The following is a 12,496-nucleotide window of genomic DNA, read 5'->3' on the forward strand; positions in this document are numbered from 1 at the left end:
CAGTTCAGGCAAGCAGCGGCTTCAGGCGAGCAGCACTTCCAGCACGCAAATCACACCCGCCTGCGGGTAGTGCCAGCGCACGTCCAGATCCCAGAACTGAGCACCATAGCGACGTTCCGGCGTGGGTAGCTGATAGGCCGGGCGCGGGTCTTGGGCCAGACACTGCTCGATCAGTTCGACCAGCGGCTCATTCAGGCGCAGCGCGTGTTCGCGAGCCTGCTGCAGCGCGGCGTCTTGCCAGTGCACCGGTATCAGGGCTGGTGCAGCACTGGCGATCCGGTTGGTCGCGTCGGCGATTGCATCGGCGTAGGGTACGTAGGGCTTGATGTCCAGCACCGGCGTGCCATCCAGCAGGTCGATGCCGGACAGCCAGAGTCGCCCAGGCTCGACCTTGTCCAGCTTGACCACCGACTGGCCGATGCCATTGGGGCGATGGGTGGCGCGGGTGGCGAACACGCCCATTGACTGGTTGCCACCCAGGCGCGGCGGGCGCACCTTCAGGCGGGGCTTGTCTTCCAGCGCCAGGTGGAACAGAAACAGCAGCCAGACGTGACTGACCTGTTCCAGCCCCTGAACCGCTTCACCCTGATCGAACGGTGCCACCAGCTCCAGCACACCGCGTGCCGCCGGGGCCAGTTGTGGCTGGCGCGGGATGGCGAATTTCTCCTTGAAGCAGGAGCGCACGAAGCCGACAGGGGAAACGTTGTAGCTCATAGTCCGGCCGGTTCAGCCGCGCACGCGCAGGGTCAGGCCCTTGAGGAAATTGCGCAGCAGTTGATCGCCACAGGCGCGGTAGTTGGTGTGTCCGACCTTGCGGAACAGGGCACTCAGTTCTGGTTTGGAAACCGGGAAGTCGACCGATTTGAGGATGGCGTGCATATCGTCTTCTTTCAGTTCGAACGCCACGCGCAGTTTTTTCAGGACGATATTGTTGGTGATCGGCAAATCGATCGCCTGTGGCGGACGGCTGTCGTCCTTGCCACGCTTGAAGTAGACCAGCCCATCGAGGAAGTGCGCCATGATTTCATCGCTGCAATCCAGATAGCCTTCTTCTTCCTCTTTTTTCATGAAAGCGATGACATCGCTCTTCGACACTTCAAAACCGGTCAGTGCGGTGATCTCGACAATTTTGCTGTCGCTGATATCGAGCATGTAGCGCACGCTGCGCAGTACGTCGTTGTTCATCATGAGGCGTATTTCCTGATAAGTCGTAGGGCAGCGCATGACGGTGGCCATGCGCGCTGTAATAAGGTGGGTGGCGCGAGGGTCAGAACTTTTCCTTGGCCGTCATGTAGCGCCACTGGCCCTCGGGCAGTTTGCCCATGGACACGCCGCCGATGCGGATGCGGCGAATGGCGACGATCTTCAGGCCGACGGCCTCGCACAGCAGGGCGATGATGCCGGGCTGCGGATTTTTCATCGCAAAACGCAGGCGGTTCTCGTTCTGCCAGCTGGCTTTCACGGCTGGCAGCTCCTTGCCTTTGTAGGTCAGGCCGTGGTTCAGCCGATTGAGGCCATGAGCAACCATCTCGCCCGAGATCTCCACCACGTATTCCTGCTCGATCTTGCTGCGGTCATCGGTGAGCTTGCGCAGGATCTTCCAGTCCTGGCTGAACACCATCAAGCCGCTGGCATTGGCCTGCAGGCTTGAAATCGCCTCAAGGCGCATGAAATGGCCCTTGAGCGGACGCTTGCTGTAGCTGTGCTCTACGGAGAGCGTGCCCGGCGTAATCATCTGCAAAGCCTCTTCGGCGCTTGCCGAGGCGGGTTTGTGCAGGATGATTGTCACAGGCTCCGGAGAATCGGCCTTGGCATCCGGGCTGAGCTCGATTTTCTGGGTGCTGACCTTGAAGTGCGGCTCTTCGATGACCTCGCCGTCGACAGTGACCCAGCCACCCTCGATAAACAGTTCGGCCTCCCGGCGGGAGCAACCGACCAGCTCGATAAGGCGTTTGGAAAGGCGAATGGGGTCTGTCATGACAAAAAAGCCGTTTGCTAAAATAAAGTCGCCATTGTAACCGCCCGGCGACGGTTAATCGCGGCAACATTGCATTTGCGCTGCAATCGGTGTCAGTTACGACTGATCAGGCGCATTCTGAGCATGGGGTAAGGCTGGCCCAGACCATCGATTTCAGAGCGGCTGACAACCTCGAAACCTTGCCTGCGGTAAAACCCCAATGCCTGCGTATTTTGCTCGTTGACGTCCAGCTCGCGGATATTGAACTGCTCGATTGCATGAGTCAGCAACTGCGTGCCCAGCTTCTGGCCGCGATGCTTCGGGTCAATGAACAGAATATCCAGACTGTCTTTGTGCGCGCCCGCAAAGCCGGTGATGTTGAACTGCTCATCCCTTGTACAGAACAGGGTCACACTGCCCAGATACTGCGGCAGCAGCCCCTTGAGCCGGGTGATGTAGGCGTCTGGCAGAAAGTCATGGGTCGCGCGCACCGAGCGTTCCCATACCTCGGTCAGTTCCGGGTAATCATGGGTATCCGGTGTGTATAGCTGCATATCGCGTCCTCCTTTAAGCCGGTCCTGGATAGACAACAGCCAGAGACGAAAAAGCCCTGCCGGTTAAAGGGCAGGGCTTTCGTTTGCGACCAGGGAGAGTACTTAGAGCATCTCGGCCCACAGGTCGTATTCGTCGGCATCGGTCACCCGGCACATGATCTTGTCGCCGGGCTGAACGGTGCTGCCGTCTTCCAGGCCGATGAACACGTTGCCGTCGATTTCCGGGGCGTCGAAGAAGCAGCGGCCCACCGCACCACGATCGTCGACTTCGTCGATCAGCACTTCGATTTCCTTGCCGATCTTCATCTGCAGGCGCGCAGCACTGATTGCCTGCTGATGAGCCATGAAACGATCCCAGCGATCCTGCTTGACGTCGTCCGGCACGATGGCCGCGTCCAGCAGATTGGCAGGCGCGCCTTCAACCGGCGAGTACTGGAAGCAGCCAACCCGGTCCAGCTGCGCTTCGGTCAGCCAGTCCAGCAGGTACTGGAAGTCTTCTTCGGTTTCGCCGGGAAAGCCGACGATGAAGGTCGAACGGATGATCAGGTCAGGGCACTGCTCGCGCCAGTTCTTGATGCGTGCCAGGGTCTTGTCCTCGAAGGCCGGACGCTTCATCAGCTTGAGAATTTTCGGGCTGGCGTGCTGGAACGGGATGTCCAGGTACGGCAGGATCTTGCCAGCGGCCATCAACGGGATCAGTTCGTCGACGTGCGGGTACGGGTAGACATAGTGCAGGCGCACCCAGACGCCCATCGAGCCCAGCGCCTGGCACAGCTCGGTCATGCGGGTTTTGACCGGCTGACCGTCCCAGAAACCGGTGCGGTATTTGACGTCAACGCCATAGGCACTGGTGTCCTGGGAAATAACCAGCAGTTCCTTCACGCCGGATTTGACCAGGCGCTTGGCCTCGTCCAGCACATCACCCACCGGGCGGCTGACCAGTTTGCCGCGCATCGACGGGATGATGCAGAAGCTGCAACTGTGGTTGCAGCCTTCGGAAATTTTCAGATACGCGTAGTGACGCGGGGTCAGCTTGACGCCTTGTGGCGGCACCAGGTCGATCAACGGATTGTGATCCTTGCGGGGCGGCACGACATCGTGCACCGCGTTGACCACCTGTTCGTACTGCTGCGGGCCGGTCACCGACAGCACGCTCGGATGCACATTGCGAATGACACTCGCATCGACGCCCATGCAGCCGGTCACGATGACCTTGCCGTTTTCCTTGATGGCTTCGCCGATCACTTCCAGCGACTCGGCCTTGGCCGTATCGATGAAGCCACAGGTGTTGACCACCACCACGTCGGCGTCCTCGTAGGTCGCAACGACTTCGTAACCTTCCATGCGCAACTGGGTCAGGATGCGTTCAGAGTCAACGAGTGCCTTTGGGCAACCCAGTGAAACGAATCCAACCTTGGGGGCGGACGGCGTGGTGACGGTGGACATGGCAAACCTCGGCGTGAAGGGCACCCGGACGCGAAGCGCAGGCGCTGACTGGGCGCTTGCTGCGCCTCTGATCAAAAAGTGCGCAATTCTAGCGGCGAGTGGGCAGGATGACCAGCGTTTGCATGAGAATTACGACGTACGCGAGACGCAGCCGGGGCCAGCGCGTGCTTGGCCGATTGCATCATCACCGACAGTAAGTCGGTTACACGCAGTGTATCGAGGAGGATGGCCGATGTTGCAACGGGTGACGGTGACATTTTGAATGAAGTCCAGGCCCACCTGTGCAGGCCTGAACTGACTTTCACATGCTCTTAGCGCCGCGGTTCATGCATCGGGCAGCCATTGTGCTGACTGCGAAAGCCCGCCGAGTGTTCATAGGCAGGTTTGCGCACGCGCATGACGCCGCCCAACGGACGATGCGCCTCAAGGCCATGCCATGGGCTGAACGCCATGGATTCGTCGATTTCCTGGACGTTTTGCTCCGACCACGATGACTGGCGGGGCACATCGATTCGAGCGACGGTTACGTAAGGGCTGAGGTCTTCCGGCCAGATCGCCGAGGCGTCCTCGATCGGCATTTTCTCCAAGTCCGTGGCCAACTGGACGCGGACTTCCCAACTGGCATCGTGTTCAAGAAAGAACGCCTTGACCGCTTCGCGCAGACCGTCCGGGTTGTCTTTCAGGTCCACAGCCTTGTCGGTCAGCGCAGTCAGCTCGGCAGAGACGGGCACGACGCTGAGTTTGGCGTAGTAGGGGCCGTATAGAAACGGTACGACGGTGTAGAACGTCTCGCCGAGGATATGGGTCATCGGGTGCCCGCCGAGACTTCTCAGTGTGCCACTTTCGCCACCGGCAGACTCGATCACCGACTCGATGCCGCGCAGGACGGCAGACAGCGCGCGTTTCATGCTCGGCGCCTTGTCGGTCGTCTTGGCCAGCAGCTTCAAGGTCTTCAGGAAGGCCTTGGGGTCTTTGGCGGTAAAGGCCTTGGCGTTTTGCATGACGAAATCCTGAGTGGTTGCCTCTGCGCTGCCAGGCAAGCGCGGGCCTTCGACGCCGACCAGTTTGATGGCCAGGCCTCTGGGCGTGGACACCTTGTCGTCGAGAATGTCGCCCGGGTTGGTCGAAAAGCGCATGACCACCGGGAAGTTGCCGGGCCTGGCAAAGGCACCCTGGGCCAACGGCTCGGGCAGGTCGCCGTAGACCTGAATCTGACCATGGAGCAAGCCGTGGGCCTTGGCGTGCACACTGCGAATTGCGTGCCCTGTGTCTTGATAAGTGGTCTCGAGGATGGAGTGCATAGCTTCGACCAGCTCTTTGCTGGTCTGCGCTTCATCGTCCGGAACGACTTCAAATGAGGGCTGGAAGGGCAAGGGCTGGACAGTCAGGTTTTGTGTAGTCATCAGGACATCTCGGTCAGAGGGAATCAGGGTGCCCGGGCGTCGATGCGGTTCTTGAAGACCCCTGATGCGGCAGGCTTAATTAATGACCGGCCGATATTTTTGTCGTTCCATGAGAAACGTTGCCTCGAAAAACGCCTTCAACAGAGAGTGATCAAGGCAGGGAGGCAGGCCGGATCGTTGCGATGATCTGCGTTTCACCAAGAATTACGACGAGTGCTGCGTTATGCTTCGCGCCATCGCGCCGAGGCATGTCAATGTCTGGCTGAATCTGAATTGTTACGCCTTGTGATGTTCTCAGTGTTGAACCTCATGTCTGGTTTCCGGGAGTAGTGGATGAGTCAAGCAAACAGTCATGCGGAGGCCGGAGGCACTGCCAAGCCCATCGGGTTGCTGATCGCCGCGGTAGGGGTGGTTTACGGCGACATCGGCACCAGTCCGCTGTACACCCTCAAGGAGGTGTTTCAGGGTGGTTACGGTGTGGACGTGACCCATGACGCGATTCTCGGCGTGCTGTCGCTGATCTTCTGGTCGCTGATCTGGGTGGTTTCCTTCAAATACATGGCGTTCGTCCTGCGTGCCGATAACCAGGGCGAGGGCGGCATCATGGCGCTGATGGCCTTGGCGCGGCGTGCGTCGGCCAAGCATCCCCGGCTGCAAATGATGATGGTGGTGTTCGGACTGTTCGGCGCCGCATTGTTCTACGGTGACAGCATGATCACCCCGGCAGTTTCGGTGTTGTCGGCTATGGAAGGGCTGGAACTGGCGTTCGATGGCCTCGATCACTGGATCGTGCCCATGGCGCTGGTTGTGCTGGTGGGGCTTTTTCTGATTCAGCGCCATGGCACCGCGCGCATCGGCGTGCTGTTCGGCCCGGTGATGGTGACCTGGTTTCTGGTGCTCGGCGCGCTGGGTGTCTACGGCATCATGCAGTCGCCGGAAGTGCTGAAAGCGGTCAATCCGGCATGGGGTGTGAATTTCTTCATCATCCATCCGGGCATTGGTGTGGCCATTCTGGGTGCTGTGGTGCTTGCCCTGACCGGTGCCGAAGCGCTGTATGCCGACATGGGCCACTTCGGCCGCAAACCGATTTCACGCGCCTGGTTCATCCTCGTGCTGCCTGCGCTGTTGCTCAACTATTTCGGTCAGGGTGCGCTGGTGCTAGGCAATCCTGAAACGGTTCGTAACCCGTTCTACCTGTTGGCGCCGGGCTGGGCGCTGCTGCCGCTGATCGGTCTGTCGACGATGGCGACCATCATTGCCTCGCAAGCGGTGATCTCCGGCGCCTTCTCGATGACGCTGCAGGCGATCCAGCTGGGCTACATTCCGCGCATGCACATCCAGCACACCTCCAGCGACGCGCAAGGCCAGATCTACATCGGTGCCGTCAACTGGGCGCTGATGGCGGGTGTGATTCTGCTGGTGATCGGCTTCGAATCGTCTGGTGCGCTGGCGTCTGCCTACGGCGTTGCGGTGACCGGGACCATGCTCTGCACCACCATTCTGGTGTCGACGGTCATGCTGATGCTCTGGAAATGGCCGCCATTGCTGGCCGTTCCGCTGCTGATCTGCCTGCTGCTGGTGGACGGTCTGTTCTTCGCGGCCAACGTGCCGAAGATCTTCCAGGGCGGGGCTTTCCCGGTACTGGCGGGCGCGGTGCTGTTTATCCTCATGACCACCTGGAAGCGCGGCAAGCAATTGCTCGCGGAGCGAATCGACGAGGGCGGCCTGCCATTGCCGATCTTCATCGGCAGTATTCGCGTCCAGCCGCCGCATCGGGTACAGGGCACGGCAGTGTTCCTGACAGCACGTTCGGACGCCGTGCCCCATGCGCTGTTGCATAACATGCTGCACAACCAGGTGTTGCATGAGCAAGTGGTGCTGTTGACGGTGGTGTATGAAGATTCGCCGCGTGTGCCGTCCGCTCAGCGCTTCGAAGTCGAATCCTATGGCGAAGGCTTCTATCGGGTGATCCTGCACTTCGGCTTTATCGATGAGCCCGATGTACCGGCTGCGCTGGCCCTGTGTCACTTGCCGGAGCTGGACTTCAGTCCGATGCGCACCACGTACTTCCTAAGCCGCGAGACGGTGATCCCGTCCAAGATGGACGGCATGGCGCGCTGGCGTGAAGCGTTGTTCGCCTTCATGCTCAAGAACGCCAACGGCAACCTGCGCTTCTTCAAACTGCCGTTCAACCGGGTGATCGAGTTGGGCACGCAAGTGGAGATGTAAACGTTGGCCGGGTTGTCCGGCAGCGCAGATAAAAAAATCCCGGCAACCTCACGGTGCCGGGATTTTTTTTGGGTCGCAGACTGCAGCGTTACTGAGCGGTAGTCTTGCCCTGACGCTTGTTGATCGCGTCGATCAGACGTTTGGCCAGCGCCGGATAGTCCTCATCGAAGTGATGACCGCCTGGCAACTGGACCGCTTCGCCAACGGCGGTGGTGTCAGTGCAACCGCTGTCTTTCTTCTCTTCGACGCCGTAAACGCAGAACACCTTGGCGGCTGGCAGCTTGGCCATTTCCTGTCCGGTGGTGGCTTCCTTGCCTGCGTTGCCAAGCCAGCCGTCAACGTGAATCTCGAAGCTGCCGGTGCGCGCGAAGGCCAGCAGAATGATCGCGTCAACCCGGTTCTGATCGTCTGCTGCCAGGCGATTGTAGATGGCTGGCATGACGTCCGCACCGAACGAGTAGCCAGCCAGAATGAAGCGCTTGGTGCCCCATTTCTGACGGTAGTGGTTCATCAGGTCGGTGAGGTCGACGGCGGTCTGTTCCGGCGTCTTGTGTTCCCAGTAGTAGCGCAGTACGTCGATGCCCACCACCGGGTAGCCCATCTTGGCCATATCGCCGGCCACAACCTTGTCCAGATCGCGCCATCCGCCGTCACCGGACATGAACAGCGTCACGGTGTCGGAGGGCTGGCTGGCCGGGACTTCGACCGTCGGTATGCCCAGTCCGCCGCTGTCATTCTCGCCGAGCAGCAGATGACGAAGTTCGGTATTGAGCACCTGAGGCAGCGGGATGTCGTAGTCGCTGATGCTGGTGTCGGCGTTGCTCTGGTCGCGCACGAACGCTGCGCTCGGATCATCCGGCGCGTCGTTCCAGGCGGCCAGCCAGTGCCCGTGCGCAGCCTTTTGTGGCAGCGGTACGTCGCAGATCTGTGGCGGCTTCTCGTCTTCTTCCAAAACGGGCGGCGGATTCGAGGCATGCTCGAGCGCAAAACCTACCGAAATGGCCTGCGCCTTGTCATCGGTCTGTCCGGCCAGCCAGCGCCAGGCCAGTGTCGCGCCAGGGCCTATGCCACCGACGACCTTTGCCGGGCCGTCGAGCTTCGTCAGAGCGTCCTGAAAGGTCTTCTGTTGCAGGACGCAGTCGTCCTTGGGCAACACCACCTGAATGATGCGTGCCGACGCATCCTTGCTGATCGCCAGCAATTGCTTGTCGCTCAGCATGTCTTCAGCGGTAACGGCCAGTGCGATACGGGTCTTGATGCTGGTGGCCGGCGTTACGCTGGTCAGCGGCGCGCCACCGTCAAGGTTCGAGTGTTCCAGTGATGCGGGCGGGGCGGGGCGGGTCCAGACCCAGACTCCCAGCGCCACGATTAAAAGAACAATTACCAGAGCTGCGAGCAAAAGGCGCCAGGAGCGTCGAATCATCAGCGTTTCACCAATCCAGTCAGGCCGCCCGCAATCAGGGCGGCGGTGTCAGCCAGTGCCACAAGCGGATCGAGTCCGGCAGGCACGGCCATATAACGAGGTTCCCAATCGGGCTGAAACTTGTCCTTGAAGCGACGCAGCCCCTGGAAGTTGTACAGCTGTTCGCCACGGCGGAAGATCATCGAACCCAGACGCTGGGTGATGGGTGCGCCGCGTCGTGGCTGCAGGCCCGACAAAGGCACCATGCCCAGGCTGAAGCGCGCGTAGCCCTGGGCTTTGTAATGCAGAATCAGGCCGACCATCATGAACTCCATGGTCAGCTTGGGTGCATCCGGGTGAGAGCGCATCAGGTCCAGGCTGGCCAGTTCCGGGCTGGTGGTTTCCAGCAGGTTGGAGAACGCGACCGGCTTGCCCTGGAAGTGCACGATGGCAATGCGGAAGTACTTCAGGTACTCAGTGCTGAAACGGCCCAGCGAGAAGCCTTTTTCACGGACATTCTTGCCCGTCAGCCAGGCGTCGGAAATCACTTTCAGCTCGTCGATCGGCGCCTGGCCCGGTTCGTAGATTTCCAGCGAAAGACCGTCGCGGCCACCCCGGTTCCAGGTGTAACGCAGGTCTTTCATCTCCTTGCCCTTGGCGTCGATGTCGAAGCGACGCAGGTCGACGCGCGCTTCTTCACCCAGCTTGATGGCGGTGAGACCGATGTCCATGTAGAACGGCAGGTTTTCTGCACGTACCTGGTAGAACACCGGACGCGCATGGTGCACGTCGCACAGGTCGCGGAATTGCCAGATCAGCTCGGCACGCTGCTGTGTGGGGCCGATCGGGTCGTAAAGCGCTACCAGACTGCGGCCGCGATGCGAGTACATCAGGAACGCATTGCCGGCCGGATGGAACAGGATTGCCTTGTCGCCGGTCAGCACCAGGCCGCCATCCGGCTGTTTGGATGCTTTGAGGATCTCGGCTGCCTTGTCCAGGTCTGCCGCGTCGGGCAGCTTGATGACCGGTCTGGCAGTACGCAGCAACCAGGTCAGCGAAACCACCACCAGCAGTACTGCGCTGCCCAGCGCCGAACGCAGGCCGCGCGGCGCGTCTGCATCGAGGGTGAACTGCCACCACAACTGGTGACTGTAGGGTACGTCCTGATAGGCGAACAGCAGCAGCCAGATCGAGGCGCCGACCACACAGATGCTGGCAATCAGGTAGACCGGCGAGAACGGCAGCTCCAGCAGGCGACTTGGGCGGTAGAAGGAACGGCGGAAGGTCAGCAGCAGGCAGGCGGTCAGCAGCAGCATGCTGGCTTCTTCCCAGTCGAAGCCCTTGAGTATCGACAGCACTGCACCGACCAGCAGCAAAATAGAGGTCAGCATCCATGCAGCCGACAGTCGACGACGCAGGCCCTGGGCGAGCAGCAGGCACAGCACACCCACCAGGCTGGCCCCGAAGTGCGACGCATCGATCAGTCGATGCGGGATCATGAAGCCAACGTTTTCCAGACGGGTATCAATTTCAGGGGTGGCACCAGAGAAGAGCAGCACCACCCCCGACAAGAAAACCAGTAGTGCCAGAATCGGTGCCGCCAGCCCTGAGGCGACGCGCATGGCCTGCCGGGTTGGCAGCAGGCGCTGGGCCTCGGTAAACAGCAGGGTAAGGCAGGCCAGCAGCAGCGGCAGGATCACGTAGATCAGGCGATACAGCAGCAGCGCAGCGGCGAGCGGGGCGGCACCCAGCTCGTTGGCAAAGGCCGCAAGCAGAATCGCCTCGAACACGCCGACGCCGCCAGGCACATGGCTGAGCACGCCAGCCGCGAGCGCCAGCAGGTAGATAAGGATGAATGCACCCAGCGGCGGCGCATGCGGCAGCAGCAGGTACAGCACCATCGCTGCGGCGGCGACGTCCAGCGCGGTGATCACCAATTGAATCAGCGTCAGCTTCAAATCCGGAAGGCGCAAGGTGCGACGACCCAGACGAACCAGAATATTGTGCGGGATGTCCTGTTCCGGCAGGCGCCGACGGTAGACGAACACCGCCAGCAACAGACTGCCGATCAACACCGCTGTAGCGACTACAGCCAGCACGTCCACGGGAAGTTTGAGTGCCAGTGACGCGCCTGACAGGTTGCTCAGCGTGGCCAGTGCAGCCAGCGGCGGCAGCGCACAACCCAGTGACAGGCTGGCGAACACGGTCATGCGGGCGATTTCGATTGCGCCTACGCCGTGGCGTGAATAAAGCCTGTAGCGCACCGAGCCACCGGACAGCATCGACAGGCCGACCGCATTGCCGATGGCAAACGAGGTGAAGCCGCCGAGAAGCAGCGTCTTGATTGGCAGGTCGACATTGGCGTACCGACTGGCGGACAGTTCATAGCCCATCAGGATGATATAGCCGACGATTGCCGCGAGCAGCGCACCGCCCAGGGCTGGCAGGGGGACTGCGAACAGCGAATCGTGCAGCGCATACCAGTCCATTTCGACCAGCATGTGGCGGCAGGCTATAAGGGCCAGGCTGAACAACAGCAGCATCACCGCCAGCCCTATGGGCTGTCGGTATTTGCTCAGCAGCTCCCGCCAGTTATGGCGCGGTGGGCTGACGGGTTGCTCTGCATCAATGGTTTCATTGGAATCGGACATGTTGTCGCGCATCAATCACTCCTTGGATCGTGCGCGACAGGATGGAGGTATGCAGCCAAGTTACCAATCCCTACGCAGAAAATATTTCAGGATGTTAGCGCGTCAACGTCTAACGAGCGAATAGCGAATCGAGCCGGGTGATGCTGTTCAGCTACGGTTCAGTCGTGATTCAGCTTAGTAACACCTATCGGCAGCGCACGCAAAAACTGTCGTAAATGCACGCATTACGTTACAGATGTGATGATAGGGTTTCAAAGGGCTTTGGAAATAGTCTTTTTTGTCAGACAGTTAGCCGTTGCCCGCGCTGCTTTTTTACCGGAAACAAAAAAGGCCACTCTTTCGAGTAGCCTTTCTTGATGTTTGGTTGCGGGAGCCGGATTTGAACCGACGACCTTCGGGTTATGAGCCCGACGAGCTACCAGACTGCTCCATCCCGCGTCTGTGTGGCGGCATTCTACAGCCGAACGCCGAAGTGTCAACCCTTAATCCGCAAAGCATGCAAATGAGTAGCAGATTGTGCACATTTTGCACGCTTGGATTCGGATGCGCGGTTTTCAGGGCAGCATGCCTGCGTGGAGCATTATCAGGAAAGCGTACGGCCAGGCCGTCAGTATTCGCCGCAGGGTGCCGGGGAGCGCTGTATATCTGCGCGAGGCATGGCCCGATGTCCGGGGTTGAGAAGGGTGCTTTTCAGGCGCGCACAAAAAAGGCCACTCTTTCGAGTAGCCTTTCTTGATGTTTGGTTGCGGGAGCCGGATTTGAACCGACGACCTTCGGGTTATGAGCCCGACGAGCTACCAGACTGCTCCATCCCGCGTCTGTGTGGCGGCATTCTACAGAGAGATGACGAGGTG

At 60.1% G+C, this 12,496-nt stretch carries 8 protein-coding genes, 2 tRNA genes and 1 pseudogene; 1 reads left to right on the plus strand and 10 read right to left on the minus strand.

The features are described 5' to 3' along the window. Positions 1-21: 21 nt before the first annotated feature. The 6 genes from tsaA to P406_RS16315 all read right to left on the minus strand — a co-directional run bounded on the left by tsaA (position 22) and on the right by P406_RS16315 (position 5,360). Positions 22-714, minus strand: coding sequence for a tRNA (N6-threonylcarbamoyladenosine(37)-N6)-methyltransferase TrmO (gene tsaA / locus P406_RS16290; RefSeq protein ID WP_046236733.1), 693 nt, complete (start codon positions 712-714; stop codon positions 22-24). A 12-nt stretch (positions 715-726) separates the two neighbouring features. Further along, entirely contained in the window at positions 727-1,188 is a 462-nt protein-coding gene (locus P406_RS16295) for a YehS family protein (RefSeq protein ID WP_003409371.1), read from the minus strand. 79 nt (positions 1,189-1,267) lie between these two features. Further along, on the minus strand, positions 1,268-1,978 hold the full coding sequence (locus tag P406_RS16300) for an rRNA pseudouridine synthase (RefSeq protein WP_003339519.1): 711 nt from the start codon (positions 1,976-1,978) through the stop codon (positions 1,268-1,270). Positions 1,979-2,070: 92 nt separating this feature from the next. Then, positions 2,071-2,511, minus strand: a complete 441-nt coding sequence (locus P406_RS16305; RefSeq protein ID WP_046236734.1) for a GNAT family N-acetyltransferase — start codon at positions 2,509-2,511, stop codon at positions 2,071-2,073. A 102-nt stretch (positions 2,512-2,613) separates the two neighbouring features. Beyond that, complete coding sequence (gene rimO / locus P406_RS16310; RefSeq protein ID WP_003390994.1) at positions 2,614-3,957, minus strand: 30S ribosomal protein S12 methylthiotransferase RimO; 1,344 nt, start codon at positions 3,955-3,957, stop codon at positions 2,614-2,616. Between the two features lie 311 nt (positions 3,958-4,268). Further along, a complete protein-coding gene (locus P406_RS16315; protein WP_046236735.1) occupies positions 4,269-5,360 on the minus strand; it encodes a catalase family protein in 1,092 nt (363 codons plus the stop codon). A gap of 333 nt (positions 5,361-5,693) precedes the next feature. Between P406_RS16315 and P406_RS16320 the strand changes: the two genes are divergently transcribed. Then, the gene (locus P406_RS16320) at positions 5,694-7,589 is read left to right on the plus strand and encodes a potassium transporter Kup (RefSeq protein WP_046236736.1); all 1,896 of its coding nucleotides are present in this window, start codon (positions 5,694-5,696) and stop codon (positions 7,587-7,589) included. Positions 7,590-7,677: 88 nt separating this feature from the next. Here the strand turns inward: P406_RS16320 and P406_RS16325 are convergent, their stop codons facing one another. From P406_RS16325 to P406_RS16340, 4 genes and pseudogenes are all read right to left on the minus strand, one after another. Further along, positions 7,678-9,012: a virulence factor family protein gene (locus tag P406_RS16325; protein ID WP_046236737.1), complete on the minus strand. Its 1,335-nt coding sequence runs from the start codon at positions 9,010-9,012 to the stop codon at positions 7,678-7,680. Continuing rightward, a pseudogene (gene mprF / locus P406_RS16330) lies at positions 9,012-11,629 on the minus strand (bifunctional lysylphosphatidylglycerol flippase/synthetase MprF). The gene P406_RS16325 and the pseudogene mprF overlap by 1 nt, the downstream one beginning before the upstream one ends. A gap of 374 nt (positions 11,630-12,003) precedes the next feature. Next, positions 12,004-12,080: transfer RNA gene (locus tag P406_RS16335), tRNA-Met, on the minus strand. A 302-nt stretch (positions 12,081-12,382) separates the two neighbouring features. Next, positions 12,383-12,459, minus strand: a tRNA-Met gene (locus tag P406_RS16340). Positions 12,460-12,496: the final 37 nt, after the last annotated feature.

Origin of the sequence: Pseudomonas syringae pv. coryli str. NCPPB 4273 (assembly GCF_000972175.1) — a bacterium.
GTDB classification, from domain to species: Bacteria; Pseudomonadota; Gammaproteobacteria; order Pseudomonadales; family Pseudomonadaceae; genus Aquipseudomonas; species Aquipseudomonas syringae.

Bases quoted from the DNA above. Each gene is read 5' to 3' on its own strand.
- tsaA (WP_046236733.1), bottom strand. From the start codon at position 714: ATGAGCTACAACGTTTCCCCTGTCGGCTTCGTGCGCTCCTGCTTCAAG.
- P406_RS16295 (WP_003409371.1), bottom strand. From the start codon at position 1,188: ATGATGAACAACGACGTACTGCGCAGCGTGCGCTACATGCTCGATATC.
- P406_RS16300 (WP_003339519.1), bottom strand. From the start codon at position 1,978: ATGACAGACCCCATTCGCCTTTCCAAACGCCTTATCGAGCTGGTCGGT.
- P406_RS16305 (WP_046236734.1), bottom strand. From the start codon at position 2,511: ATGCAGCTATACACACCGGATACCCATGATTACCCGGAACTGACCGAG.
- rimO (WP_003390994.1), bottom strand. From the start codon at position 3,957: ATGTCCACCGTCACCACGCCGTCCGCCCCCAAGGTTGGATTCGTTTCA.
- P406_RS16315 (WP_046236735.1), bottom strand. From the start codon at position 5,360: ATGACTACACAAAACCTGACTGTCCAGCCCTTGCCCTTCCAGCCCTCA.
- P406_RS16320 (WP_046236736.1), top strand. From the start codon at position 5,694: ATGAGTCAAGCAAACAGTCATGCGGAGGCCGGAGGCACTGCCAAGCCC.
- P406_RS16325 (WP_046236737.1), bottom strand. From the start codon at position 9,012: ATGATTCGACGCTCCTGGCGCCTTTTGCTCGCAGCTCTGGTAATTGTT.